This window comes from Actinomadura rubteroloni (assembly GCF_002911665.1).
GTDB classification, from domain to species: domain Bacteria; phylum Actinomycetota; class Actinomycetes; order Streptosporangiales; family Streptosporangiaceae; genus Spirillospora; species Spirillospora rubteroloni.
This window is the reverse complement of record NZ_MTBP01000003.1, coordinates 557,995-584,107: the sequence shown is the minus strand read 5'-3', so window position 1 is coordinate 584,107 and position 26,113 is coordinate 557,995. Positions and strand designations below refer to the sequence as shown.

Genomic DNA, 26,113 nt, shown 5'->3' with positions numbered 1-26,113 from the left:
GTCAGGGACGCGCGGCGGCGGCGACCATCGCGGCCCCGACGATCCCGGCGTTGTTGTGCAGCGCGGCCGGGACGATCGGCGCGCTCACCCCGGTGATCAGCGGGATGAACTTGTCGGCCTTGCGGCTCACGCCGCCGCCGAGCACGATCAGCGTCGGCGAGATCAGCTTCTCGACGTGGCGGAGGTAGACGCTGAGACGGTGCGCCCATTTGTCCCAGCTCAGGTCCTCGTCCTCGCGGATCTTGGCGGACGCGCGGGTCTCGGCGTCGTGCCCGTCCAGCTCCAGGTGCCCGAACTCGGTGTTGGGCAGCAGCACGCCCTCGGTGAACAGCGCGCTGCCGATGCCGGTGCCGAGCGTGAAGATCGCGACCGTGCCCTGCGCGCCGCGGCCCGCGCCGAGCCGCATCTCGGCGATCCCGGCGGCGTCGGCGTCGTTGAGGACGCTGACGGGACGTCCGGTGGCCTCGCCGAACAGCGCGGCGGCGTCCACGCCGATCCAGCTCCGGTCGAGGTTGGCGGCGGTCCGCGTCACGCCGTGCAGGACGACGCCGGGGAACGTCACCCCGACGGGTCCCGTCCCGCCGAAGTGCGCGGTGATCTGCGCGACGGCCGCCGCGACCGCCTTCGGCTCGGAGGGACGGGGGGTCTCGATGCGCATCCGCTCCGCCTCGAACGCCCCGGTGGCGAGGTCCACCGGGGCGCCCTTGACGCCCGATCCGCCGATGTCGATGCCCAGCAAGCTCATGGCGTGATTCTGCCCTTTTCGGAGCGTCCTCAACGAACCCGGCCGGATCCGGAATGTGCGTCCACCTGATAAGCGGGCCCCGCGATTGCGACACTGAGGAACGTGAACGACTTCGACGTCCTTGTGCTCGGATCCGGCCCCGGCGGGCAGCGCGCGGCCATCGCCGCCGCCAAGCTCGGCCGGCGCGTCGCCATCGTGGACCGGGCGACCATGATCGGCGGCGTCTGCATCAACACGGGAACGATCCCGTCCAAGACGCTGCGCGAGGCCGTCCTCTACCTGACCGGCCTCAACCAGCGCGAACTGTACGGGCAGAGCTACCGGGTCAAGGACGACATCACCGTCGCCGATCTCGGGATGCGCACGCGGCACGTGATCGGCCGCGAGATCGACGTGGTGCGCAGCCAGCTCGCCCGCAACCACGTCACGACGCTGAGCGGCCACGGCCGCTTCACCGGCCCGCACTCGATCACCGTGGAGGACGGCGAGGGCCGCGTCCACGATTACACCGCCGGGAAGATCGTCATCGCGACGGGGACGCGTCCGGCCCGTCCGGCGACCGTCGAGTTCGACGACCGGACCGTCATCGACTCCGACGGCATCATCCACCTGGACCGCATCCCCGAGACCATGGTCGTGGTCGGCGCCGGGGTGATCGGGATCGAGTACGCGTCGATGTTCGCCGCCCTCGGCAGCAAGGTCACCGTCGTCGAGCGGCGCGACCGGATGCTGGAGTTCTGCGACCTGGAGATCGTCGAGGCGCTGAAGTACCACCTGCGCGACCTGGCGGTGACGTTCCGGTTCCGCGAGGCCGTGGCGTCCGTCGAGCGGCACGCGCGCGGCGCCATCGCCGTCCTGGAGAGCGGCAAACGTCTCCCCGCCGACACGGTCATGTATTCGGCGGGAAGGCAGGGCGTCACCGACGACCTGGGGCTCGCCGCCGCCGGGCTGGACGCCGACCACCGCGGCCGGATCAAGGTGGACGACGACTACCGCACCGAGGTGCCGCACATCTACGCGGTCGGGGACGTCATCGGCTTCCCGTCGCTGGCCGCCACGTCGATGGAGCAGGGCCGGCTGGCGGCGCACCACGCCTGCGGCGAACCGGTCTCCGACATCCACGAGATCCAGCCGATCGGCATCTACACGATCCCGGAGATCAGCTTCGCGGGACGGACCGAGGACGAGCTGACGGAGGCCAAGATCCCGTTCGAGGTGGGGGTGTCGCGCTACCGGGAGCTGGCGCGCGGTCAGATCATCGGGGATTCGTACGGGATGCTGAAACTGCTCGTCTCGTCGGAGGACCGCTCGCTGCTGGGCGTCCACGTCTTCGGGACGAACGCCACCGAGCTCGTCCACATCGGCCAGACGGTGATGGGGCTCGGGGGGACGGTGGACTACCTCGTCAACGCCGTGTTCAACTACCCGACGCTGGCGGAGTCCTACAAGGTCGCGGCGCTGGACGCGACGAACAAGATGCGCCACATCGCGCGGCTCGTGGACTGACGCCCGGTCACGACGACCAGAGCAGGTTCTCCAGCTCGGCGTCGATGTCGATGAAGTCGCTCTCCTGGCCCGCCGGGACGGCGCGGTAGGTGCGGTGCAGGAACTCCGCGAGCGACGACAGCGGGACCTCGAACAGCGCGTCCCCGAACGGCGAGGACAGCGCAAGGTTCAGCGTGTCGTCGGCCTCGGGGCCCGCGGGCCACACCTCGACGTCGCCGTCCCCGGCGCGGCGGACGATGCCGACGGTCAGCAGCTCGCGCGCGAAGATCCACTCGACCGGCTCGTCGTCGCCGACGTAGAACGCCATGCGGATCGCGTACGGGTCGTCGGCCGCGTACTCCAGCCCGGCCAGCAGCGGGACGGACGCGCGGTCGGGGACGACGAGGCGAAGGCCCAGCTCTGCGGACACGGAGGTACTGCTGTTCATGGCCAATCCTTCAGACGTCGGTCCCGGCGTGCGCGGGTGTTCCGGATGGGAGACACCCCTCTGACGGATGTCCCCTGGATCTATGACGCGTAACGGGGCCGACTTGTGGGAACATTCCGCGCCCCGCGTGCGGTGTGATCTATCTCACGTATGTCAATCTCCCCCCTGACCTGCACAAAAGGGGGCAACATGCCGGATGGTGCGGGGTATTCGCCCTGCGACAGAACATCCCGTGTGTGACGATCGAGGGTGCTCGGTCGTTGGGGGTGAGGGCGGCGCGGACGCCCGAAGTCGTGAGTCCTCTGGCGTAGGGTAAAAACGTGGCGATCAACCAGCAGAACGACACACCGTCGTCGCCCCCGGAGGAGACCGGGGAGCCGGGCAGGCTGCACCGCTTCCGGGAGCGCATCCGGCGGAACGCGCTGCTCAACACCACCTGGCGCATCGGCGTCTTCACCGTCGGGATGACGGTCCTCATCGGCGGCCTGGTCATGATGGTCGCGCCCGGCCCGGGCATCCTCGGCATCATCGTCGGCCTGGCGATCCTCGCGTCCGAGTTCGCCTGGGCGCAGCGTGCGCTCCACCACGCCAAGGTCGCCGCCGAGAAGGCCAAGGAGAAGGCGCTCGACCCGCGCACCAAGCGCCGCAACTCGGTCCTCGCCGTGCTCGGCGGGCTCGTCTGCGGCGCGGCCGTGATCGCGTACCTGTGCCTGTACCACTTCAACCTGCCGTGGCACGTCGCCGACTGGACGCCCTGGTCCTGATCCTTAGCGCCACCCGCCTCCGGGTAGGGCCGTTGACGTGCGCAAACACGCTCGTGAGCGGACGCCCCGGCGGCATTGGGACGCGTTCCGCGGCTCGCCGTACCTGTCCGCGCTCGTCCTGACGCTGATCCTGGCGGCGGCGGCCGGGCTGTTCGCCGGGTCCTACACCTACGCGATGGCGAACCCGGCGCCCCGGCATCTGCCCATCGCGGTCGTCGGCACTCCGGCACGGGCGAACGCCCTGGTCACCGCTCTGGACCGGTCGATGTCCACGACGCTGGCCGTCCGGACGTACCCGTCGTACGCGTCGGCGCGGCGGGCCGTCGACGAGCAGAGCCGGTTCGCGATTCTGACGGCCGGCCCGGCGGCGGCCCGGCTGGACATCGCACCCGCCGCCGGGGCATCGGTGGCGCGGGTGCTCGTCCAGGCGGCGCCGACGGCCTCGGCCGCGGCCCGGATCCCCCTTTCCGTGCGGAACGTCAAGCCGCTCCAGTCGTCCGATCCGCAGGGGCTCGCGCTCTTCTACATCTCACTCGCCGCCGTGATCATCGGGTTCGTGGGGGCGATCCAGCTCAGCGTCCACGCCCGTCCGCTGAACCCGGCCGAGCGCATCGGGTTCATCGCGGCGTACTCGCTGCTCGGCGGCTTCGCGATCGGCGCCGTCGTGGACTGGCTCCTCGGCGTCCTCGCCCTGCCGTTCGTGCTGTCGTGGGCGATCCTGTCGTTCACGCTGTTCACCAGCGGGATGGTCTTCACCATGTTCAACACCCTGGTCGGACGCTGGGCGATGCTTCCGACGTGGGGGCTGATGGTCATGCTCGGCAACCCGTCGTCGGGCGGCGCGGTGTCATGGCCGCTGCTGCCGTCCGGGCTCGGGGCCATCGGACGGTGGCTGCCGCCCGGCGCGTCGGTAAGCGCGCAACATACGGCCGTCTACTTTTCCGGACACCAGCATGTGCAGCCGTATCTCGTGCTCGCCGCGTGGAGCATCGTGTCCCTTGTCGTGTTCGTCGTCTGGCGGCACCGGCATCCGGGCGGACGGCCCGCGTCCTGAGGTCAGACGCGGCGCACGGACCGCTCCCCCGCCGTCACGGGCACGTCCAGGACATTGCCGGGCGGCGGGAACGGACACAGCGAGTGGTCGGTGAACGCGCAGGGCGGCAGGTAGGCCCTGGTGAAGTCGACCACGGTTCGTCCCTCGGCGTCCGGTTCGGGAAGATCGAGGAAGCGGAACGTGGAGCTCCCGCTGGCCGCGTCACCGAACACCGCGCTCAGGCCCTGGGCCGAGCGCGACACCGCGAGCGTCCTGCGCTCTCCCGCAAGCTCGAAGGCCACGTCACCCGCAAGGACCAGCGCACGGCGGACGCCGTCCGCGTTCGGCACGGTCGCGGCGCGCTCAGCGTCGTACGGCGTGAACGTCGCGGCAACCGTCCACGCCGGGTCGAAGTCGAAGGTCTCGATCCCGTCGAACGTCAGCCGGTTCGCCGCCGCCGAGTCGAACACACGGACAGCCGGCACACCGTCGCGGACCAGCACAGCCAACGTCCGGTCCCCCACCGTCAGACCGGGCGTGCCCGCCTCAAGTACGACGACCCCTTCCAGCACCTGTCCGTGCGCACGGATCCCGTCCGCCGCGACAGCCTTCAACCGCACACCGGCCTCATGCGGCCCCCACACGCCAGGAACACCCGGAATGCGCGTCTCGTCCGCGACCCAGTGCGTCCCGGTGATCGACAGCGCGCCGAGCGGCGCCCGCACCGCGCGCAACCGCTCCTCATGCCACAGCTTCCATGCGTCCTCGTCGGTGCTCACGATGCTCTCCTTCAGATGCATGTCGAAGGCGAACGGACCGGTGCAAGGAAGATCGAACAGCGGCGCACCCCTGCCGCGAAACAGAGACCGCCCCGCACGCCGCCCCGCTAGACAACCATCCCTACCAAAAATGTACACTTCCCTCGTCCACCCGGCCACCCACCGACCAAACGATGCGCGGGGACCCCACGGGATGCGCTAGGCTTTTCCACGACGGAACGCCCCAGCGGCACACCGTCCCGGGCGATTAGCTCAGTGGGAGAGCGCTTCGTTCACACCGAAGAGGTCACTGGTTCGAACCCAGTATCGCCCACCCAGGTCAGAGGCCGGTTCACATCGTGGACCGGCCTTCGTGGTTGTGCTGCCTGACAGAGGCTCCCACCATGTCCCAACCTGATGATCCTGACGAGCCACCTACCGTCACTCCATCGACGACTGCGGACTGGGTCACGGCCGCCGTGACCGGCAGCGTTGCGTTCGCAGCGAGCGGCGGCAACCCAGTTGCCTTCCTTGCTCCCTTCTTCGGCCCGACACTCAAGAAAGTGATTGTTCTAGACCAGCGGTCGCACGAAGCACGCACTCAAAGAGCCGTCGAGACGGTAAATGTCGCCGTCTCTGTATCGGGTTACGGACTCGAGGAACTGCAGGCGCGAGTTGAGTCATCAGATGCGATGACAGAACTCTTTGCCCGCGTTCTTGCCGCCGCTAGCCACACGGTCAATCTCGATACCAAAGTGCATGCCCTCGGCCACGTCCTTGCGATGGGCCTTTGGGACGATGCCAAGTTCGACATCGCAATTCTGCTCGCAGACGTGTTGACGACTATTGAAGAGCCACACGCCAGGATTTTGGAGACGCTCACCAAGAAAGCGCCACCCACGCCGGGAGAGGCCAACTTCGGTTGGCGAGAAGAGGATCTCATTAGAGAGCTTCCCGAATTTGCCGACGTAATCAACCCGTTCATTGGCATTCTGGTAAGCGGTGGCCTGGTGCGCGATCCCACCGTTCGCGCTTTCCTTAAAGGAAAGAGCGAACGGTGGGTACTCACGACATTAGGCAAACAAACAATCGAACTTCTACATACGGCTGGGGGCTACTCTGTCGGCTCTTTAGATTCATCCGCACCGCCCGCCACGCTCGGAAAGATGCGGTCCATCGCCGTCGCGCCGTCGTCCATGACGGGTCTGATCTAGTGTCGGTACACCTTTTCCGCGACGGCCGCCCCCTGGTGTCCAACCAGGCGAGAGATCGGCTCAAACTCAACTCCGCTGTCCAACAGGACGGACACGAAGCTATGGCGCAGCTCGCGCGGAGCCCAGTCGTCCGCGACCAGTTCGGCCTTCGCAACTCGCGCCGGACGCTGCCGACGCTCTGCGCCGTGCCGTTCCGCGTGGCGAACACCAGCGCTTTGCCATCCCCGTCTGGCGTTCTGCCGATGGCACTGAGGTGACTCCAAAACGCCGCGAGGCCTTCCACACACCGCCGAGAAAGCTTGGCGGTGCGCACACAGTGAGCGGCCAGCGCGCTCTGCGCTGTAGCCGTCCGGACAACCCGCGCGGGGCTGGCGGCGCCGGGCCGGGCAACGGATCCCGCAGCGGAGCGGCCAACGTGTCAGACGTGCCGGCACGGTAGCCGGGAGGCCCGACACTCTGATGTGGCGGAGAATGACCCATTTCCCGCCACGACCGCATCCGCCCACCCCGGCATCCCCGATCCCACCTGAGCCGTCAATGGCGGCCGCTACGCTTGAAAGGCACGGCGGCGCGTCGTGGCGTCCCCGTCTCCATCATCGCCCGCCACGGCCCCTGGGCGCCCAACAGCCCCGGTCGTGCTCGGCTGCATCCGCGCCGTCGACCGGAGGCGTGACAACGCCATGCGCGGCGTCGGATTTAGCGGACCCGCGCCCGTCTGCCATAGCTGGTCTACGGTGCCTTGCTGCTGGGCACGCATTCAACGGTGTTGCCGTTGCCGTTGGCGTTGCAGGTGTTTCCGTTCCCCTGGGTCGTGTTGTCACCTCCGGACGATGACAGGAGGATCGTCACCACGATCGCGACGATCCCCGCGATCGCCGAAATGCCGGCCCAGCGATGATCTCCCAGCCAACCCAGGAAACCGCCGCTGCCCTGCTCACCGCCCGGTGCCGGTGTGACCATGTCAACTCCTGTGACTTCTCGTCGCTACGTCATGCCTTTGACGGTCTTGCGGGGCAAGTGGTTGCTCCGGCAGCATCGGGATTCACAACGCCTACGATCGCGGAGGCCACCCTTGGCGCGCGCCTGCAGAGGTATGCGTATGGGCAGAACCTTGGCCGCGGCCCTGCTCCTCGCCGCCTGCGCAAACTCCACGGGTGGCACGAACACGACGAAGGGAACCGGGAACGCCTGCAACGCCAACGGCAACGGCAATACCGTCATTTGCCCCAGGCTCGGCTCCACCGCGAATCCGGCGCTGTTCACGGTCACCACGACACGTTTTGACGACCTGGACCAGACGAACTTCGTCCCGCCGCTGTTCGTCGTCTTCGACCGGCCCTTGACCCGCGTGGAGCAGGTGAAGATCGTCTCGACCCTCGGGAAATCGGACATATATGACGCCGTCCGGCGCATCCTGAGAACCTTCAATCCGGCTCCGGTGATCGCGTTCAGCCGGTCGCCCCCGCGCAAGTACTACTCTCCCCACAACACGGGATCCGACGCAAGCGACGCCCCGCAGAACGTGTGGAACGCCTGGAGCAGGTTCGCCATGACCTTCCAGAGCGGTCTGCAGGACTCCGTCGACATCAGGGACCTGAGGGCGGTCAACGTCAGGTGCCAGGAGTCCGACGCGCCCGCGGTCCTCTACCTCGGCGCGCAGGGAGCGGGCGAGAACGACAACGTCGCCCTGGATCTGTCGCCACTACACAGGACCCTCGAACTCCAGTCGGTGGTGAAGAACCCCCAGGACCAGAGCAACGACAGCCTGAAGCCGTTCTTCACCGACAAGAACGTCGAGCTGGGCAACGGCCAGCCCTCTTGGGCGGTGAACCTCTCAGTCCTCACCGGTACTCGCTCCTGCCGCTGGGACCTCGAAGCCGTCTATCACTCGGCGGGCACGGCGCGCACGAAGCTGATCAAGTCAGCGGCGTTCCGCGTCCTCGCGCCGCCGAAGAACCCGGCCCAGCTCTTCACCATCGCCCAGACCAGCACCGGGGTGGCGTGGCTGTGCCGCGGAAACGTCTCCCCCGAATTGCCCTGCGTGCAGAACGCCGCCGCCTACCCAGGAGGATTCCCCTACGATCTGCCGGGCTCGGGCTGACGGTCTCGTCACTGACGACGAAACTGGGGGCTGGGGGGTTTTGACGCTGGTAAATGATTTATCGCTGCAACGGCTTGGAATGGGTACTGACGCATTGTCTGCCTAGCAGGCTGCTCTTCGGCACGACTTGGCCGGGGAGCGCATGAAGGCGGGTGTCGGTAAGAACCGTGTCATGAGCCCCGAGCTGCGCCGATCTCCCGATGCCGTGGCTCTGGCGGGCGGCCTCGACGGCTTCGCCATGCCGCGACGGCGGTGGGATATTGCGATCATGGCGAACGACGCATCGATCCGCATTCACCCCGACGGGCTGCGGGCCATCCCCGGTGGGACGCTGAGTGGCGAGATCACGGTGCGGGCGGGCGCCGCTCCGCTGGCGATCACCTCACTGTCCACGGCGCTCCAAGTCCGCTGCGTCAGCCGCTGGGACGACCTCTACGGTGCGCCCGTAGAGGTGTTGCACACCGAGAAACTGGCGGCCGACCTGCGGCTGGACGCCAGAGAGTCGGTCGCCGTCCCTTACAGCATCCCGATCGGCTTGAACACGCCCATCACCTACGTGGACGGCACCCGGATCCGCGGCGACCACGTTCGGCTCAGGGTGTTCTCGACGCCCTCCGTGAGCGGAACACCTGATTTCGAGGTCAGGTTGGAACCGGCCCCACCCCACCGACGTCTTCTGGACGCCTGCGCGGAACTCGGCCTCCGCCCCTCCAGGACGTCCCTCGGTTACGGGGCTGAATTCGGCCTGTGGTTCGAGTCCGACACTGCGCTGATATGGCTCAACGCCACCAACGACGGCGAGCGGTTGACCGTCACCGTGATCGACCTCAACGTCATGCCCCGGCGATACGTGCCCCTGCCCGAGCCCTGGATCACCCATCTGCCCCGTTACTTGTCGCCCAAGCGCCGACCACGTTCGTGACGCCCGAGTGACCACGGTCAGTACAGGTCGAGTTCCTCGACGCGAGCGTGACACCTGCCGGGTTGTCGCGGTTGTTGGACCACATCAGCCGTGCGGGTTGTGGGGCAGGGCCTTTCCGAACGGCGGCGGGCGGCAGGGAGAGCCCGACCGAGCTCCGCCCGGGACACCGACTACGAGATCGCGCGGATCGTCGGTGCGCCCTGCGAGCCGTCCGCCGAGCCGCTCACCGATCCCTGGGCGGGCCGTGCCGCCGGGACCCTCCTGCGCGGCCTCGGGTTCACCGCGACCGTCTGCCAGGCCCAACGTGACGGCCTGCTGTGACGGGGCATGATGGTCCGGTGGATCTGGAACCGTACCGGGCCGAGCTGCTGGCGTTCTGCTACCGGATGCTGGGGTCCTTCCACGAAGCCGAGGACCTGGTGCAGGAGACGCTGCTGCGCGCCTGGAAGGCCCGCGACCGGTACGACCCGGCGCGCGCCTCGGTGCGGACGTGGCTGTACCGGATCGCGACCAACGCATGCCTGACGGCGCTGGAAGGCCGCGGGCGGCGGCCGTTGCCGTCCGGGCTGGGCTCGCCGAGCGACGATCCCGAGGCGCCGCTGGCACCGGCCCTCGACGTTCCCTGGCTGGAGCCGTTCCCCGACGCGCGGGCCGACGCGGACGCGCGGGCCGACCTGCGGCTCGCGTGGGTGGCGGCGGTCCAGGTGCTGCCGCCGCGGCAGCGGGCGGTGCTGGTGCTGCGCGACGTGCTGGCGTTCTCCGCCGCCGAGGTCGCCGAGCAGTTGGCGACCACGGTCGCGGCGGTCAACAGCGCTCTGCAGCGCGCCCGCTCCACGCTCGCCGGCGCGGACGCGGCCGCCGTCGCCGAGCCGGACGATCCCGAGGTGCGGGCGGTCGTCCAGCGGTACCTGCGGGCGTTCGAGGCGGCCGACGTGCCCGCGCTGGTGCGGCTGCTCGCCGACGACGCCGTCCTGGAGATGCCGCCGGTGCCGCTGTGGTACCGAGGGAGCCGGGACTACGGCCGCTTCCTGGAGCGGGTCTTCCGGACGCGCGGGACGGACTGGGCCACGCGGACGCTCACCGCGAACGGGCAGCCCGCGTTCGCCGCGTACGCGCCGCACCCCGGCGGCGGGCACCGCCTGCACACCCTCCAGGTGCTCACCGTCGCGGCGGGACGGGTCGCGCACAACGTCGTGTTCGCCGACCCGCGCGTCTTCGCGGCGTTCGGGCTCCCCGCCGAAAAGCCGTGCCGGGAGCGATGAGTCGCGGCGGTGCCGCCGGTACATACCGGTGAGCACCGAACCGAAGGAGACTCATCATGAGCGTCGTCGTCATCGAGTTCATCACCCTGGACGGCATCGTGTCCGACCCGGACGGATCGGCGGGCACCCCGTCGGGCGGCTGGGCGTTCCGGCACGGCCCCGAGGCGGTGGCCGGGGACAAGTTCCGGCTCGGCCGCACGCTGGACGACGGCGTCCTGCTGCTCGGCCGCACCACCTGGGAGCTGTTCTCGCGGCTCTGGCCCGGCCGCGACGACCCGTTCTCCGCGCGGATGAACGCCGTGCCGAAGCTGGTCGCGTCCCGGACGATGACCGCGGCCGACACGTCGGCGTGGGCGAACTCGCAGGTCGTCGACGGCGACGTGATCGACGCCGTGAAGCGCGAGCGGCGGGACGTCGTCGTCACCGGCAGCCTGAGCGTCGTGGACCGGCTCGCCGCCGCGGACCTGGTGGACGAGTACCGGCTGCTGACCTTCCCGTCCGTCCTCGGCGCGGGCCGACGGCTCTTCCCGGCCGACGGCGCCCCGAGGGAACTGGAGTGCGCGGGCGTCGAACAGGTCGGCGCGGCCGTCCTCAGCCGATACCGGCGCGCGGCTCGATGACGGGCCGGTCTGCGCCACCCATTTGACGGTTCACGGGCTCAGACCGACCCTCATCGTCCGCTTTCCGCGGGAAACGCTCGCGGCTAAGGGTGAATACCCGAGACGGCGTCGAGAATGCGGACGAGCGTGCGGTCGCAACCTATGGCGGCGAGTTCGGTTTTGCTGACACCAGGGGCGCGGGCATAGCGGCGTCCCTCACGCCGAAGGGCCGACATCACGCGCCGTGCCACCTCATCGCGCTGGGCGACGCTTTCCGGCGGATTGACGCCCATCATCTCCAGTACGAAGCGGTCGAAAATCCGGCTTCCGGATCTAAGTCGATGACGCTGGGGAGTCGCGTGAACACCCGACAATGGCACGGGCGGTGAAACCCGCCGACGGCGTTCCGTGCCCACATCCGGCCACCCGCCCCGCATTTCGTGCTGCCCTAAACTGGGACACGTCAACTGTCGCGGTATCTGGGGGCCTCCATGGGTATCGCAGGTGTCGTGCGTCCACTCGGCGGGCTCGTGGGACGCGACGCGGAACTGGACCTGCTGCGCACGTTCGTCGGCGAAGGGACCCGCGGCGGCGGCGCGCTGGTGCTGTCGGGCGATCCCGGCATCGGCAAGACCGCCCTGCTGGACGAGGCGGCGGCGGTCGCGGCGGCGGCGGACGTCCCGGTGCTGCGCGCGTCCGGCATCGAGTTCGAGGCCGATCTCGGTTTCGCGGGCCTCAACCAGTTGCTGCTGCCCCTCGCCGACCGGCTCGCGGGCCTGCCCCCCGCGCAGCGCGACGCGCTGGCGATCGTGCTCGGCCTGACGACGTCGGCGGACGCCCCCGACCGGCTGATGATCTTCACGGCCGCGCTCGGGCTGCTGAGGGACAGCGCCGCGCGGACGGGCCTGCTGGTCCTCGTCGACGACGCCCCCTGGCTCGACCGGGCCAGCGCCGCCGCGCTCGGCTTCGTCGCACGCCGCCTGACCGGCAGCCGGGTCGCGCTGCTGATCGCGGGCCGCCCCGGGAGCGGCGCGTTCCCCGACCGGGCCGGGCTTCCCACGCACGAAGTGCTGCCGCTGCCCGAGGACGCCGCCGAGGAGTTGCTGCGCGCGGGCTTCCCCGACCTCGCGCCCCGGGCGCGCCGCCGCGTCCTCGCCGACGCACGGGGGAATCCGCTGGCGCTGCTGGAACTGCCCGCCGCGCTGGACAGCCGGTGGCTGAGCACCGGGCGTCCGCTGCCCGCCGCGCTGCCGCTCACCGGCCGGCTCAGCGAACTGTTCGCGTCCCGCATCGCCGAACTTCCCACGGCGACGCGCCACCTGCTGCTGCTCGCCGCGCTGGACGGCACCGGAGAGCTGAGCGTCCTCCAGGCGGCCGGACCGGCGGGCCTCGCCGACCTCGACCCGGCCGAGCGCGCCGGGCTCGTCTACCTGGACGGGCCGACGCGGCGGCTGCGGTTCCGGCATCCGCTGATCCGGTCCGCCGTCGTCGCGCCGACCGGGCTGGCGGAGCGCCGCGCGGCCCACCGGCGGCTCGCGGACGCGCTGGCGGACGAGCCCGAGCGCAGCGCCTGGCACCTGGCCGAGGCCACGGTCGAGCCCGACGACGACGTCGCCGCGCGGCTCGAACGGGCCGCCCAGTCCGTGCTGGCCAGGGGCGACGCGGGGACGGCGATGACGGCGCTGCTCCGGGCCGCCGAGCTGAGCCCCCGCACCCGGGACCGTGCCAGGCGCTGCGCGAGCGCCGCCTACCTCGGCGCGCAGATGGCGGGCGAGCTGCGGGGCGCGGTCGAGCTGCTGTCCCAGGCGCGGCCGGACGACCCGTCGGACGCGGTGTCCCTCCAGGCGGCCGTCGCGGCGTCGTTCGTCCTGCTCAACGAGGACGGCGACCTCGACACCGCCTACCGCCTCATCGTCGGCGCCGTCCGGACGTGGAACGCCGACGACGGCAGCGGCGCGGACGCCGCCCGCGCCGCGCTGATCGAGGCGCTGCACACGCTGATCTCGATCTGCATGTTCATCGGGCGGCCCGAGCTGTGGGCGCCGCTGCACGAGGCCGTCGCCGCCGTCCCGCCGCCGGTGCCCGAACCGCTGGCGCTGTGCAGCGTGACGTTCGCCGATCCGCTCAGCGCCGGTCCCGGGCACCTGGCCCGGGTGGACGCGGCCGTGGCCGGGCTGGACGGCGCCGCCGACCCGGCCCACGTCTCCCGCGTCGGCATGGCGGCGGTGTACGTGGACCGGCAGGCCGGATGCCGGACGGCCCTGACCCGCGTCAGCGAACTCGGCCGGACGGGCCGCGCCGTCATGCACGCCATCAACGCGTCCCTGATCCTCACCTTCGACGACTTCCTCACCGGGAACTGGGACCGCGCCCAATCCCTGGGCGAGGAGTGCCTGGAGACGTGCCGCACGCACGGCTACCACCTCATGGCGTGGACGACCCGGTACAAACTGGGCCTGCTGGCCGCCGCGCGCGGCGACGAGCGGGCGGGCGCCGACCTCGCCGAGGAGATGCGGGCGCCGACGGCGACGCGGCGGATCCTCTACTTCCACCACGTCCGCTGCCTGGCCGCGCTCGGCCGCGCCGACTTCGAGGACGCCTACCGGAACGCCGCCGCGATGGCCCGTCCCGGACACCTGCCGTCCCACACGCCGCACGTCCTGTGGGTGTGCATGGACCTGGTGGAGGCCGCCGTCCGCACCGGCCGCCTCGCCGAGGCCCGCGCGCACGTCGCGGAGCTGCGCCGCGCCGGGGTGGAGCGGATCTCGCCGCGGCTCGCGCTGCTGGCGGGCGGCGCGGCGGGCCTGGCCGCGCCGGACGCGGAGTTCGTCGCGATCTTCGAGCGGGCGCTGGCGATTCCGGAGGGGCCGGGCTGGCCGTTCGAGCACGCCCGCGTCCGGCTGGCCTACGGGGAGCGGCTGCGCCGGGTCCGCGCCCCGGCCGCCCGCGACCATCTCGCCGCCGCGCTCGCGACGTTCGAGCGGCTGGGCGCGCGGCCGTGGACGGTCCGGGCCGCCGGTGAGCTGCGCGCCGCCGGGACCGGTCCGCTGACGGCGCAGGAGCGGCAGATCGCCGCGCTGGCCGCGGGCGGGCTGACGAACAAGGAGATCGGCGCCCGGCTCTCGCTGAGCCACCGCACGGTCAGCAGCCACCTCTACCGGATCTTCCCCAAGCTCGGCGTCGCGACCCGCGCGGCGCTGCGCGACGCCCTCGCGGCCCTGCCCGCCGAGGACTGAGGGGGCCGGACCCCGGCCCCCTCGCGCCTTACAGCTTGCTGCCCGGTGTGTAGCCGGGGACGGGGGTGGCCGGGTCGTGGTCGTCGGACTCGACCTCGACGACCTGGAAGCGCTGCGCCGGGTCCGACGCGTCGCACGCCGCGGCCTGGTGCCCCAGCGTCTTCGTGCTCACGCACCGGCCGTCGAAGTTGACGATCTGCGTCCAGCCGTCGCCGAGGTCGGTGAACTTCCACTTGTAGCTGTCGGGGATGAGGTTCCCGGCGTCGTCGGCGTCCGCGAGCGCCCCGGTGCCGAGCGACGACCGGATGTTCGTCCAGCCGTCGCCGGCGTCGGTGAAGACCCATTCGTCGCCGGGGGCGTTGAGGTCGGTGGTGGCGACGATGTTGTTGCCGGAGACGTCGATGGAGAGTCCCCCGGCGTCCACCAGTTCCTCGTGGACCGGGTAGGTCGGACGCGCGACCGTTCCGGGCCGGGTGCCCGCCGGGAACGTCTTGTCGCCGTTGGTGGTGATGATGGCGGCGTTGTCCAGGGCGTGCAGCGCGTCGTCGATGCCGACGAAGGTGACGTTCCGGAAGCAGAAGCGGTTCTGGACGCCCTGGCAGGGCTTGGACACGCTGCCCGCCGAGATGACGCCGACGGCCGTGACCCCGCCGCTCGGCGGGCCGCTGCCCGGGCTGCTCTGGTTGTCCAGGTAAACCGGGCCGCCGCTGTCGCCCCGTCCCGCCGACGATTTGCCGGACGTCTTCTGCTGGCCCGTCCAGCCGGGCCCGTACAGCGTCTTCTTCCCGTCGGTGCCGAACGACGCCAGGTAGGTGTCCACCCGCTCGACGACCTTGATGTTGCAGATCTCTCCCGACCGCGACCCCGAGGTGCAGACGTAGTTCCCGATCTGCGGCGTCGCGGCCCCGACGACCTTGGCCTTGAACTGCCCGTCGCCCGACGCCGAGCCGTTCGTCCCGCGCCAGACGTAGGGCTGGAAGGCGTTCTTCGACAGGTTGCGGATCGCGGCGGCGTCGACGGTGGCGCCGTTCCTGACGAACGTGGGGGAATCCAGGACGCCGAACCTGTTCCCGGCCTGGCCGCTGTCGTTGGTGTCGTAGCGGTAGTTGGTGTCACCGACACCGAAGCAGTGGTGGGCGGTGAGCATCTGCGCCTGACCGGCGCGGCGGATGGCGAAGGCCAGGGTGCAGACGGGAGCGACCATCAGGGAGCCCCCGGCCGTCAGGTCGTTCCACCGGGACCCCGCCATCACCTGCTGGGCCTGCGTGCCGGGGACGATCGTGAGCGGCACCGCCGGATCGCCGAGTTCCCGCCGGACCCGTCCGGCGTCGGCGCGCGTGCCGCTGATGCCGACCTTCAGCCCGGTGCCGTCCGGCAGCTTCGCCACGGAGGTGACCATGCTCGCGGGCTGCCGCCTGACCCGGGCGACGACGCGGTCGGCGGCGGACTGGAGGCGCGCGGCCGTGTACGGCGCCGTCCGGACGGTCACCGGGACGCGCGCCTTGGCCAGCACCGCCCGCAGCGCCACCGGCCGCGCGCCGTGCCAGTAGACCGTCAGCGCGTGGGCGTCGGGGTCGGCGACCACTCCGGCGAGCCCGTCGGACGCGTTCTGGCCGGGCACGGACTGGACGCGCGCGGCCTCCTTGTCCAGCCGCGCTTGGAACGCGTAAAGGGCGGCCCAGGAGCGGTAGCCGCCGGGAACGTCCGGGGTCTGGTGCGCGGGGCTGATCTGGGCCGACGCCAGCGACAGCGACCCGACGACGAGCGCCGTGCCCGCGACCGCGAACCTGGACCGCGTCCCGATGAGCCGCCGCAACCGCCCCGCAGGGCCGAATCGTGTTCCCGTCATGGTGCTCCTCGCGGTAGATCGGATCGTCCGGCCCGATGACCGGCGCCGGTCCGGGGCACAAGTCTGGGGACGACCCGACAACGCCGACATCCGTCGGATGACTGGCGTTCCGGACGACCGGCGGAGACCGTCAAATGACGCGGATCCCTGCGGTATGACGCACGTCATACAACCGACGGGCGTTCCGGCGCCGTCTGCTGAGGTAGGGCGGCTGTTCGGCGCTGGGAGAGCTCAGCGGATCATTCGTCCGCCGGGTCGGCACGTCGGCGGGTCTGCCGCCCGGTGGTCCAGGCGCAGGCGAGGCTTCCGCCGGTCAGGGACAGGAGCGTGCCGAGCAGATAGCCGCCGAGGCCGGCGTACACGAACGCGCCGAGTGCGAGGACGATCGCCGCCGCCCCGGCGCGGGAATGGGCGCGGGGCCGGTTCCATATGGCCACGCCGAGGGCGGTGAGGGCGCCGCCGAAGGCCAGCGGTGCCAGGGTGGACAGGCCGGGCAGTCTCAGGATCGTGTAGCCGCCGGCCGGTGCCGCAGCGATCGTCAGTCCTCCGGCCAGGGTGAGGAGACCGGCCCAGAACGGACGTGTGCGCCGCCAACGCCGCCAGCGGACGACGGAGCGGTGTGCACGCCGTGCCGCACGCCGCGCGAAGTCGGCCGATGCGCCGGACATCAGTAGCACTCCTTGACGGCTGTGCCGGTCGACAGGCGCATTCCGGACGCCTTCATGCCCTCGACGGTGACCCAGCGGACCTTGGCGTGGACGGCGAGACGGAGGTCGCGGCCGTCGAGGGGCAGGCTGCCGGGCCGTGCGTCACGGGCGCCGCCGCCGGGACGGCCGAGAGTGAGGGCTCCGTCGGCCAGGTCGGCGATCTCAATGTCCTGGATGGCCATCCGCAGCGAGCGGACGCGGACGACCGGCCCGTCCGGCGGGACGACGAAACGCGCGACCACCGTGCCGAAGGGCGCCTTCACCTTGCTGGAGGCGCACAGTCCGCGGATCCGCGCGTCGTCCACGGCGGCCACCAGGACGGGGTGGGATTTGCCGTCCATGCTCCGGAAAAGCTGCGGAGAGGACCCGCGGCCGTACCCGGTGATCTGGGTGATGGACAGTTTGATGTACTGCTCGCCCCGCAGGGTCGCCCACACCGGTAGCGAGCCCTGGAGCATTCCGACCCCTATCAGGGTCAGTATCAGGAGACCCGGGGCGAATACCGCCGCGAACCGCCGCCACCGGGTACGGCCCGCGAGCAAGGGCGGAACGGCGCGTGCGTCATCGGATCCGTCCATGAAAGACGCCCCCTTTGAATCGACGGGCGGCGCGGTGGATCACGCCACGGCTTCGTACAGTCGTTTGTGCTGTGAGATCGCGGCGAGCCGGAAAGGCGCGGTGGTCTCCTGGGGATTCGGGTGGTGGCCTCCGTCCGGCGGCGTGCACGCGTCGTGGAGTTCGCAGTAGCGCGTGTAGTCGACGGTTTTGCGCTGGTCGATCGCGGCGGCGTTCTCGACGGACCGGAGGTGGTCGCGGTAGCCGGGCACGACCGTGGCCCCGAGGAACTCGGCGACGCTTCCCGAGCCGTAGCTGACGATGGCGATCGGCTGGTCGGCGAGGTCGTCCCGGTGGTCCAGCAGCGACGCGAGGCCGACGTAGGCGGACGCGGCGTAGCTGTTGCCGAGCACGCGGTTGTAGTGCGTGCTCGCGTTCACAGCCGCGTGCAGATCGGCGGGGCCGGCCGTGACGCCGAGGTGGTCCAGCAGATGCCGGTGGGCTTTCACGGCCATTTTGGTGAACGGCTGGTGGTAGCAGAACGCCGCGAATTCGGCCAGGTCTCGTCCGCCCCGCTCCCGGTAGTCGGCGAAGGCGCTGACGACGGCGCGTTGATAGGCGTCGATCGAGAACTTCCCGTCCACGACCGCTTCGGCGCGGTAGTTCGGGCGCCAGAAGTCCATGATGTCCTCCGAGTGCATGCCCGAGGACGGTTCGACGCGCAGAATCGCGGGGTCGGCGGTCACGAGCATGGCGAGGGCGGCGGCCCCTTGCGTCGGTTCGGCGGCGGAACCGCGCTTGTATTTCGCGATGTCACTGGCCACGACGAGAACGTGCTGTTCGGGATCGCGAGCGATCAGGGCGGTCGCGAACTGCAGGGCGGCGGTGGCGGAATAGCACGCCTGCTTGAGTTCCACGACGCGGCACGTGTGCGGCAGGCCGAGCAGTCCGTGGACGTAGAGCCCGGCGGACTTGGACTGGTCGACGCCGGTCTCGGTGGCCAGTAGGACGGTCCTGACGCGGTCCGCGCCGTGCCGGTCGATGATCGGCCGGGCGGCGGTGGCGGCCATCGTGACGATGTCCTCGTCGGCGGCGGGGACGCTCATCGCGTCCTGCCCGAGTCCGTCCTTGAGCTTCGCGTCGTCGATGCCGAGTTCCCGGGCGAGCGTCGTCTGGTCCAGGACGTAGTGGGCGGTGGCGAGCGAGAGGTCGTGGATTCCGGTCGTGACGTCGGTCATCGGTGTCCTCACTTCGTTGCGGTGGAGCGTTCGTATTTCAGGTGCGCGTGCATGAGTTCGCCGGGGTTGGTCTGCGCCGCGAGCAGGGACAGTTCCCCGCACAGGACGGTCGCGGCGGCGAGGACGGCGAGGCGGCGGGCGTTGTCGCCGGGCGCACGGCCCTCCCGGCAGCCGAGGCGGGCGAGGGCGTCGGCGGCGAAGCCCTGGTTCTTGGCGTTGCCCGTCGTGCCGACGATGAGGTTGGGCAGCGTGCAGGAGAAGTACAGGTCACCGTCGCGGTCCTCGGCGTGGGTGACGCCCTGGGAGCCCTCGACGATGTTGGCGGCGTCCTGGCCGGTCGCGAGGTAGAAGGCGAGCAGCAGGTTGGCGTAGTGGGCGTTGGCGGAGCGGATTCCGCCCGCGAGCAGGGTGCCGATGAGGTTCTTGCCGACGTTGAGGTCGGCGATGGCGGCGGCGGTGGTGTGCAGTGTCGAGGCGACGGTGTCGGCGGGAAGGAGGATCTCCGTGACGACGTTCTTGCCCCGGCCGAGGATGCCGTTGACGGCGGTGGCCTTCTTGTCGGTGCAGTAGTTGCCCGAGATGGAGCCGTAGCGCACGCCGGGGATCGTTTTCAGGATGTGTTCCATGAGGTGGTCGCTGGCCAGCGTGACCATGTTGTGCCCGGCGGCGTCTCCCGTGACGAACTCGAACCGGAGGAACAGCAGGTTCCCGGCGATCTGCCGCGTGAATCCGATGAGGCGGGCGTACCTGCTCGATTCGGCCGCGACGGCTTGGAGCCGGTCGAACTCGGCGGTGAGCTGCCGGACGGCCCGGTGCGCGGTGGGGGCGTCGTCGGCGCGCAGCAGGATCGAGCGGGTCATCCGCTCGTCCACCAGCGTGGCGACGATCCCCCGCTCGGCGGCCGTCGAGAGGCGCGCCCCGCGCTGCGCCGAGGGCCAGAGCGGGCTCTCGAAGGTGGCGAGCGGTACGGACACCTCGTCGTTGACGGTGTTACCGGTGATACGGATCGGCCCTATCCATCGCATGGGCACGATCGCGGCGGTCTCGTTCATGTGGGGACACTCCTGGAGCTGTAAGCCGCGGGATCGATCCCGCGAGCACGGCAGTACTCGGCGACGTCGCCCGTGAGGAGCAGGTCGCAGCGGTGGAGATCGGCGGGCGAGGCCGCGCCGAGGACGGTCATCACCCCGGTGAGGGCTTCGAGCCAGGCGCGGATCTCCGCGACCAGCGCCTCGGTGCCGCGATCGGTGAGGACGCCGAGGAATCGTCCGGCCACGCCGACCGCGCCGGCGCCGAGCGCGAGGGCGCGGGCGACGTCCAGCGGGGAGCGGACGCCGCCGGAACCGAGCAGGAAGATCCCGCCGGCACCGGCGGCGTCGAGCAGGCAACAGGCCGTGGACTGGCCCCAGCCGTCGACGAACGCGTAGTCGCCGCGGGGCCGGCGGTCGTTCTCGATGCGGGCGAAGTTGGTCCCGCCGCGCCCGGCGACGTCCGCCGCCGCGACGCCGAGGTCGCGCAGGCGCGCGACGGTCCGGCGGCTGAGCCCAAACCCGACCTCCTTGACGATCACCGGGACGCCGGCCCCGGCGACGATGCGTTCGACGCGACCGGGCCAGGCGGCGAAGTCCCGGTCCCCCTCGGGCATGACGATCTCCTGAACCGCGTTGAGGTGGATCTGCAGGGCGTCGGCCCCGAGCAGGTCCACGGCCCGCCGCGCCTGGTCGACGGTCGCGTTGGCGTTGACGTTGGCGATCACCACGCCGTCGGGGTTCTCGTCGCGCAAGGTGCGGAAGGTCGCGCCGAGGTCCGGGTCGCGCAGATAGGCGCTCATCGACCCGGACGCGACGGGCAGCCCGGTCTCGCGCGCCGCCACGGCGAGCTGCCGGTTGATCCGCCCGGTCTGGTCGCTTCCTCCCGTCATGGCGTTGATGTAGAGCGGGACGGGCCAGTGGCCGACGGGTGTCTTGACGCCGAGGTCCACGGTGTCGCGATCGATGCCCGCGAGCGCGTGGTGCAGGAAGTTCACCGCGTCGAAGTCGTTGCACGCCGCGCTCCGCCGCTGCTGGTCGACGGCGTACCTGACGTGGTCGTCCTTGCGGTTTCCTGTCATGTTCCCTCCGGCACGGCGAGGCGGGGACGAAGATCGAGCGGGACGATCCCCGCCTCGATCCACCGTTCGCGCAGCTCCTTGACACGCGGCTCCTGGGCGGGACCGACGAGCGCGACGCCGCAGTCGCCGCCACCCGCGCCGGACGGTTTGGCCGCCGCGCCGATCGCCTCGGCGGCGGCGCACAGCGCGTGCAGCCGAGGCGTCATCCAGCCGAGCGACAGGGCCGCGTCCAGGTCGCGCAGCAGGTCCCGGGCGCGCCTGATCTCCTGCTGCGTCCGCTCGATGTGCCCGCGCTCCAGCGACGCGGCCAGCCGGGACACACAGCCCGCGCTGGCGGCCGTGAACTCCTCGAACCCGTGTGCGCGGCGGCGTTCCCGGTCGATCCGTCCGACCATGCGGTGGGTGGACGCGGGCCTGCCGGTCCAGCCGACCTCCAAGCGCGTGTCCGGCGGCGGACGCAGCGGGCGCACGACCAGGCCGTGCCACGTCTCGCCGAGCGCGGCGCTCACCCCGGCCGCCGCGACGTCGCGGAGCGCGGGCGAGCGGGCGCGGTCCGGCGAGCAGTAGAACAGCCAGCCGCCGAAGACCGCCGCGGCGACGTCACCGCCCGACCCGGCCGGGGCGACGGCGCGGGTCGCCAGCAGCGCCACCCGGTAGAGGTCCGGGCGGCTCAGCCGTAACTCATAGAACCGCGCCAGCGCACCGCACGTCGCGACCGTCACGGCCGCGCTGGAACCGAGCCCGAGCTTGCGGCCGTCCGGGGCGGTCAGATCGGTGCGGATCGACAGGCGGAACGGGCGGGGGCGTCGTCCGTGCTCGACGGCGAGCCGTTCCACCACGTCGACGGCCGCGAGCGCGAACGAGAACCTCGCGGCGACCTGCGGGTCCGCGCGGTCGCGGCGCAGCGCCGAGCCGCCGTCCAGGTCGGACGTCAGGACCGTCGGCCCGCCCGCGTCCTCGACCGTGACGGTCGCGTGCCGGTCGACGGCGACCAGCACGGCCGGGACACCGGGCTCGACCACCGCGTACTCGCCCGCGACGAACAGCTTCCCGGGCGCCCGGAACGTGATCACCGGCCGGCACCGCCCTCCACCGTCACGCCGGGTCCGGGCCCGGCGACATGGATCGACCGGACGGGCCAGGCCGCGCGCAGCACCGCCGCGACCCGCGCCGCGTCACCGCGCGAGCACAGCACCACGACGTTGGGACCCGCGTCGACCGTGGCGTAGGCGGGCACGCCGTCCGCGCGCAGCGCCGCCACCGCATCGAGGATCGCCAGCGAGGCCCCCGACAGGTAGCGCACGGCGGGCCGCGCGGCGAGCATCACGGCGTGCATGCACAGCGCGTTGCCCTCGGTGATCGCTCCGACCGCCGTGATGTCCCCGTGGACCAGCGCGTCGCGCATCCGCGCCAGGTCCTTCTCGCAAGTCCTGGCCCAGGCTTCGTACAGCGGCGAGGTGGCGACCGTCCGGCGCATCGCGTCCCGGCTCGGCACGGCCTTGGCGCCGGTGTCGGTGACGGCGACGACCAGCGCCGGGTCGAGCGCTCCCACCGGCACCGACTCGGCGTACGAACTGAGGTCGCCCGCGTGCCCGCCGCCCGAGCCCGCGTGCCACTGGACGAATCCGCCGAACACCGACCGGCAGGCCGACCCCGACCCCCGCCGGGCCAACCGCGACAGCTCCCGGCCGCCGAGGTCGAGCCCGTAGGCGGCGGTCGCGGCGGCGGCCAGCGCGGCGAACCCGGCCGCCGACGACGCCAGCCCCGCGCCGGTCGGCACCTGGTTGTCCGACTCGACCAGCGCGCGTTCGCCCCGCCCGGCCAGCGCCCGGACGAGGTCGAGGAATCCCCCGACCCGGCCGGCGCCGACCGGCTCGCCGTTCAGGACGACGACGTCCCGCGTCGCACCGGGAATGAGCGTGACGCGCGTGGTCGTCGGGAGGACGTCCAGTGTCACCGACAGGCTGCCGGTGACCGGCAGCGCCAGCGTCTCGTCGCGCTTGCCCCAGTACTTCACCAGCGCGATGTTCGGATGGGCGACGGCCGTGGCTCCCGGCCCGGCCGCCGACGGGTCGTTCATCATGACGCCGCTCCCAACGGGACCGACCACGTCCGCACGGCGCCCGCCCGTTCCAGGGCCGCGCGCAGGCCGGCGGCGTCCCGGGCCGGTGCGGCGAGCGCGAGGACGCAGCCGCCGAGGCCGCCGCCGGTGAGTTTCGCCCCGGCGGCACCGGCGGCCAGCGCCGCCGCGACCAGCCGGTCGACGGCCGGGGCGCTCACGCCGAGCGCGGCGAGCAGCTCGTGGAAGTCGCGCATCCGGAGGCCGAGGCCGGTGGCGTCCCCGGCCGCCAGGTCGTCGGCCGCCGCCTCGACCAGGACCGCCGCCCGCCCCAGCGTCCGCTCCCGGTCGGCGGGCGAGGCCGCCAGGTGGGTGCGGACCCGCCGTACGGCGTCACAGGTACTGGCGGTGACGCCGGTGTCGGCGATGACGAGGGACGCGTCCATCTCGACGGCCAGCGGACGGGCGGTTCCGCCCGCGAACCAGATCGGCGTGTCGGCCGCGACCGCGCGGGCGTCGACGCCGCTGGCCCGTCCGTGCGCGACGTGCTCGCCCTCTTGGACGAGTTCGTGCAGCGTTCGCGCGTCGAGCGGCACACGGTGCAGGTCCGCCGCCGCGCGCACGGCCGCCGTGGCGCACGCGGCGCTCGCGCCGAGTCCTCGTCCGGGCGGGACGCCGCAGTGCAGGGCGACGTCCACGCCTTCGATGTCCCGGTTCCAGCGCCGCAGCGCGCCGGCGACCGCGGTCTCGACGCCGCGCGGTTGAACGCCCTTCTGCCCGGTCACGTGTCGGCGGACCGACGCGGACACCCGCAGGCCCGGAACGGGAAAGGCGATCGCGGGCGTCCCGTGGACGACCGTGTGCTCGCCCACCAGGATCACCTTCCCGTGCGCGGACCCGATACCGAGAGATTTCTCCGAACCAGCCATGAAAAGGCTCCACTCAGCGAGGCGCCGCGGACATGCGCGGTGCACTTCCTGCCGTTCTCCGGCTGCTGTGCGCAGCCGCCGACGCGCTGACATCACCGCCGCTCGCTCCGCACTTCGCCGCGACCGCCGAGGAGTTCCTGGGACCGGGCGAGAACGGTGTCGCGGGTGGCCGTCGACCAGTTGTTCCGATCGGCCAGCTCGAAGAGCTTCGCGTCCGGTTCGAAAGCCAGCGGGCGGCCGACCAAAGCGAAGATCTCGGCGTCGAAGCGCGAGTTCCCGAGGGCGAACGACGCGGAGAGATCAACGGCCCGCGCGGCGGTGAGCGCGGAGAACGCCTTGGTCTTCCCGCCGGGGAGGGCCGTGAGCAGTGCCCGGTCGTCGTGCCGTCCGAGGTCCGCGCCGCGCCAGCCGTCGGCGTTCAGAGCGCGGGCGGCGACGGCGACGACCTCCTGCGGGCTTCCGGAGATGATCAGGATGCGGTGGCCGTGCCGGCGCAGCAGCGCCCAGAGGTCGGCGACGAAGGGGAACACGCTCGCCGACGCCCGCGACCAGGTCCGTTCCGCCGCCGCCGCAAGGCGCTCCGGCGCGGTCGTGACGACCGCGTGGTGGTAGTGCCCGTACATGGCGGCGTTGAGCCGGTCATCGGTGCCTCCGCCTCGCCGGGCCAGCTCGAACACCCGCCGGGCCACGGCGACGTCGCAGTGTCCGCGCGCGACGAGTTCGGCGAGGAGGTCGAGACCCAGCGTGCGCGGGACGAGCGTGCCGTCCATGTCGAGGACGGCCACCCGCTCGGGCGACTCACGGTCGTCGACCACTTCAACCGGCGCCGGGACAACGATCGCCTCCGACCCGATGGACGGTCTCACGGCAGCCATCACCGGCGCCCTTGAGAGTCCGGACCGGATGGACGACCCGAGTTGAACACGTCGATCCTCCTGACGATGAAATACATGCCCCAACCGTTGCTCGCACCGAAAGCCGTTATTCGCGTCAGGAGAGGAACAGAGGGTCCGTCTCCAGCGGCCCGAGGGGAACCGAGAAACATCCCAGCGCCCACCGAGGCATATCCCGGAGGAACGTCAACGCGTCGGCCTGGCCCCAGGAACTCCACGTGTTCGCCTCCTGCGCGGCCGCACGTGCGTAACGCTGAGCCTCACCGGCCACGATCGGCCTGATCTGGTGCGCGTCCATCATGGAACGGACAGTGTCGACCTGATCATCCGAGGCGTTGGGGTTGCCGATGATCAGATCGAGTTCCCTCTTCTCGTCTCCAGTGGCCTGGCGCAGCAGTTCACGAATCGCCACCGAGGGGACGCCCGCGCGGATATCGTTTCCCGCCCTCCGCCGGTTCACCTCCGAATCGCTGAACATGTCGGCGTAATCATTGCCGACCTGGTAGGCCACCCCCAGGGCGATTCCATATCGATGGACGGAGGAACTGAAAGCGAGATCGGCACGATCGGCCGCCAGCAATCCGAGCCGCACAGCCGGGAGCAAACAGGCTCGTGCGGACTTGTCCTCATGCATGTGTTCGATGCCGATTTCACTCCAGTGACCTTCTTGGCGGCCTTCGATATCCATGATCTGCCCGATGCAGACTGCTTTCGTCGCATCGACGAGAACACCGGTCATGGCGTTGGACTGGGCATCGGGAAGCCCGGCGGCCGAGACCGCCTGCAACGCGAGGACGAGGCCGAGATCGTTGACGACAGCGGACAGCCCCTGCGCACTCGGATGCGGCGCCAGATGACGTAGCGCATACGGCACCGACCATCCGCCGCGCCGCCCATCGGAATTATCGACGATATCGTCCTGGATAAGCTGGGCCGTATCCAGCAACTCTATTCCCAAGGCTGCGGTGTTCGCCTCGGTGGAATCGTATTCGGCACCGGCCAGGCGTGCGGCCTCATAAGCCAGTGCCATGCGGACTCGCTTTCCTCCGCGCAGCGTGAGATCGGCGATGAGCTGCAGGGAATGCGGGACGTACGCCCCTTCGTAAGGGATCGTCCGGTCGGCGCATGCGGCTTCGAGATAGTTCCGGGCGCACGACAGAAAACGCAGCTCGTGCTGACGTATGCGGTCGACGATGTGTTGCATGA

The 26,113-nt window shown here is 71.0% G+C and carries 25 protein-coding genes and 1 tRNA gene; 11 read left to right on the top strand and 15 right to left on the bottom strand.

Going from position 1 to position 26,113, the window contains the following annotated elements:
- Nucleotide 1: 1 nt before the first annotated feature.
- Nucleotides 2-745, bottom strand: coding sequence for a polyphosphate--glucose phosphotransferase (gene ppgK, locus BTM25_RS23860; RefSeq protein ID WP_103565201.1), 744 nt, complete (start codon nt 743-745; stop codon nt 2-4).
- A 102-nt stretch (nt 746-847) separates the two neighbouring features.
- On the opposite strand from ppgK, the gene sthA reads away from it, so the two are divergent.
- Entirely contained in the window at nt 848-2,251 is a 1,404-nt protein-coding gene (sthA, locus tag BTM25_RS23855) for a Si-specific NAD(P)(+) transhydrogenase (protein ID WP_103565200.1), read from the top strand.
- A 7-nt stretch (nt 2,252-2,258) separates the two neighbouring features.
- Here the strand turns inward: sthA and BTM25_RS23850 are convergent, their stop codons facing one another.
- Nucleotides 2,259-2,678: an SsgA family sporulation/cell division regulator gene (locus BTM25_RS23850; RefSeq protein ID WP_103565199.1), complete on the bottom strand. Its 420-nt coding sequence runs from the start codon at nt 2,676-2,678 to the stop codon at nt 2,259-2,261.
- 320 nt (nt 2,679-2,998) lie between these two features.
- Here BTM25_RS23850 and BTM25_RS23845 point away from each other — a divergent pair, with 320 nt between their 5' ends.
- Both BTM25_RS23845 and BTM25_RS23840 read left to right on the top strand, forming a co-directional pair.
- Nucleotides 2,999-3,442, top strand: a complete 444-nt coding sequence (locus tag BTM25_RS23845; RefSeq protein WP_103565198.1) for a PGPGW domain-containing protein — start codon at nt 2,999-3,001, stop codon at nt 3,440-3,442.
- 37 nt (nt 3,443-3,479) lie between these two features.
- Nucleotides 3,480-4,496, top strand: a complete 1,017-nt coding sequence (locus BTM25_RS23840; RefSeq protein ID WP_103565197.1) for an ABC-2 transporter permease — start codon at nt 3,480-3,482, stop codon at nt 4,494-4,496.
- Between the two features lie 2 nt (nt 4,497-4,498).
- Here the strand turns inward: BTM25_RS23840 and BTM25_RS23835 are convergent, their stop codons facing one another.
- Entirely contained in the window at nt 4,499-5,413 is a 915-nt protein-coding gene (locus tag BTM25_RS23835; protein WP_205648239.1) for a DUF1684 domain-containing protein, read from the bottom strand.
- A gap of 82 nt (nt 5,414-5,495) precedes the next feature.
- On the opposite strand from BTM25_RS23835, the gene BTM25_RS23830 reads away from it, so the two are divergent.
- Together BTM25_RS23830 and BTM25_RS29330 are read left to right on the top strand one after the other, a co-directional pair.
- Nucleotides 5,496-5,567: transfer RNA gene (locus tag BTM25_RS23830), tRNA-Val, on the top strand.
- Nucleotides 5,568-5,637: 70 nt separating this feature from the next.
- Nucleotides 5,638-6,447: a hypothetical protein gene (locus tag BTM25_RS29330; protein WP_146059130.1), complete on the top strand. Its 810-nt coding sequence runs from the start codon at nt 5,638-5,640 to the stop codon at nt 6,445-6,447.
- A 729-nt stretch (nt 6,448-7,176) separates the two neighbouring features.
- Here the strand turns inward: BTM25_RS29330 and BTM25_RS29325 are convergent.
- Complete coding sequence (locus BTM25_RS29325) at nt 7,177-7,407, bottom strand: hypothetical protein (protein ID WP_146059129.1); 231 nt, start codon at nt 7,405-7,407, stop codon at nt 7,177-7,179.
- A 139-nt stretch (nt 7,408-7,546) separates the two neighbouring features.
- On the opposite strand from BTM25_RS29325, the gene BTM25_RS23825 reads away from it, so the two are divergent.
- The 6 genes from BTM25_RS23825 to BTM25_RS23800 all read left to right on the top strand — a co-directional run bounded on the left by BTM25_RS23825 (nt 7,547) and on the right by BTM25_RS23800 (nt 14,567).
- Nucleotides 7,547-8,548, top strand: coding sequence for a hypothetical protein (locus BTM25_RS23825; RefSeq protein WP_103565196.1), 1,002 nt, complete (start codon nt 7,547-7,549; stop codon nt 8,546-8,548).
- A gap of 172 nt (nt 8,549-8,720) precedes the next feature.
- Nucleotides 8,721-9,470, top strand: a complete 750-nt coding sequence (locus BTM25_RS23820; RefSeq protein ID WP_168212223.1) for a sporulation protein — start codon at nt 8,721-8,723, stop codon at nt 9,468-9,470.
- A gap of 90 nt (nt 9,471-9,560) precedes the next feature.
- Nucleotides 9,561-9,791: a hypothetical protein gene (locus BTM25_RS23815; protein ID WP_205648238.1), complete on the top strand. Its 231-nt coding sequence runs from the start codon at nt 9,561-9,563 to the stop codon at nt 9,789-9,791.
- Nucleotides 9,792-9,808: 17 nt separating this feature from the next.
- On the top strand, nt 9,809-10,732 hold the full coding sequence (locus tag BTM25_RS23810) for a sigma-70 family RNA polymerase sigma factor (RefSeq protein WP_103565194.1): 924 nt from the start codon (nt 9,809-9,811) through the stop codon (nt 10,730-10,732).
- 56 nt (nt 10,733-10,788) lie between these two features.
- A complete protein-coding gene (locus tag BTM25_RS23805) occupies nt 10,789-11,352 on the top strand; it encodes a dihydrofolate reductase family protein (protein WP_103565193.1) in 564 nt (187 codons plus the stop codon).
- 470 nt (nt 11,353-11,822) lie between these two features.
- Entirely contained in the window at nt 11,823-14,567 is a 2,745-nt protein-coding gene (locus tag BTM25_RS23800) for an ATP-binding protein (protein WP_103565192.1), read from the top strand.
- 28 nt (nt 14,568-14,595) lie between these two features.
- Here the strand turns inward: BTM25_RS23800 and BTM25_RS23795 are convergent, their stop codons facing one another.
- The 11 genes from BTM25_RS23795 to BTM25_RS23745 all read right to left on the bottom strand — a co-directional run bounded on the left by BTM25_RS23795 (nt 14,596) and on the right by BTM25_RS23745 (nt 26,111).
- Nucleotides 14,596-16,416: a chymotrypsin family serine protease gene (locus BTM25_RS23795; protein WP_146059127.1), complete on the bottom strand. Its 1,821-nt coding sequence runs from the start codon at nt 16,414-16,416 to the stop codon at nt 14,596-14,598.
- Nucleotides 16,417-16,655: 239 nt separating this feature from the next.
- Entirely contained in the window at nt 16,656-17,084 is a 429-nt protein-coding gene (locus tag BTM25_RS23790) for a DUF6114 domain-containing protein (protein WP_103565190.1), read from the bottom strand.
- Nucleotides 17,084-17,581, bottom strand: coding sequence for a DUF6230 family protein (locus BTM25_RS29800; RefSeq protein ID WP_168212222.1), 498 nt, complete (start codon nt 17,579-17,581; stop codon nt 17,084-17,086). Before BTM25_RS29800 ends, BTM25_RS23790 begins: the two co-directional genes overlap by 1 nt.
- Before the next feature lie 159 nt (nt 17,582-17,740).
- On the bottom strand, nt 17,741-18,916 hold the full coding sequence (locus BTM25_RS23780; protein ID WP_103565188.1) for a hydroxymethylglutaryl-CoA synthase: 1,176 nt from the start codon (nt 18,914-18,916) through the stop codon (nt 17,741-17,743).
- Between the two features lie 8 nt (nt 18,917-18,924).
- The gene (locus tag BTM25_RS23775; RefSeq protein ID WP_146059126.1) at nt 18,925-19,968 is read right to left on the bottom strand and encodes a hydroxymethylglutaryl-CoA reductase; all 1,044 of its coding nucleotides are present in this window, start codon (nt 19,966-19,968) and stop codon (nt 18,925-18,927) included.
- A complete protein-coding gene (gene fni, locus BTM25_RS23770) occupies nt 19,965-21,026 on the bottom strand; it encodes a type 2 isopentenyl-diphosphate Delta-isomerase (RefSeq protein WP_103565187.1) in 1,062 nt (353 codons plus the stop codon). The genes BTM25_RS23775 and fni overlap by 4 nt, the downstream gene beginning before the upstream one ends.
- Nucleotides 21,023-22,099, bottom strand: coding sequence for a phosphomevalonate kinase (locus tag BTM25_RS23765; RefSeq protein ID WP_103565186.1), 1,077 nt, complete (start codon nt 22,097-22,099; stop codon nt 21,023-21,025). The genes fni and BTM25_RS23765 overlap by 4 nt, the downstream gene beginning before the upstream one ends.
- On the bottom strand, nt 22,096-23,109 hold the full coding sequence (gene mvaD / locus BTM25_RS23760; RefSeq protein ID WP_205648237.1) for a diphosphomevalonate decarboxylase: 1,014 nt from the start codon (nt 23,107-23,109) through the stop codon (nt 22,096-22,098). The genes BTM25_RS23765 and mvaD overlap by 4 nt, the downstream gene beginning before the upstream one ends.
- Nucleotides 23,106-24,014: a mevalonate kinase gene (gene mvk, locus BTM25_RS23755; RefSeq protein ID WP_103565185.1), complete on the bottom strand. Its 909-nt coding sequence runs from the start codon at nt 24,012-24,014 to the stop codon at nt 23,106-23,108. Before mvk ends, mvaD begins: the two co-directional genes overlap by 4 nt.
- 92 nt (nt 24,015-24,106) lie before the next feature.
- Nucleotides 24,107-24,889: an HAD family hydrolase gene (locus BTM25_RS23750; protein WP_103565184.1), complete on the bottom strand. Its 783-nt coding sequence runs from the start codon at nt 24,887-24,889 to the stop codon at nt 24,107-24,109.
- A gap of 115 nt (nt 24,890-25,004) precedes the next feature.
- Nucleotides 25,005-26,111 carry a polyprenyl synthetase family protein gene (locus BTM25_RS23745; RefSeq protein ID WP_103565183.1) on the bottom strand — a complete coding sequence of 369 codons (1,107 nt, stop codon included), beginning with the start codon at nt 26,109-26,111 and terminating at the stop codon, nt 25,005-25,007.
- Nucleotides 26,112-26,113 lie beyond the last annotated feature (2 nt).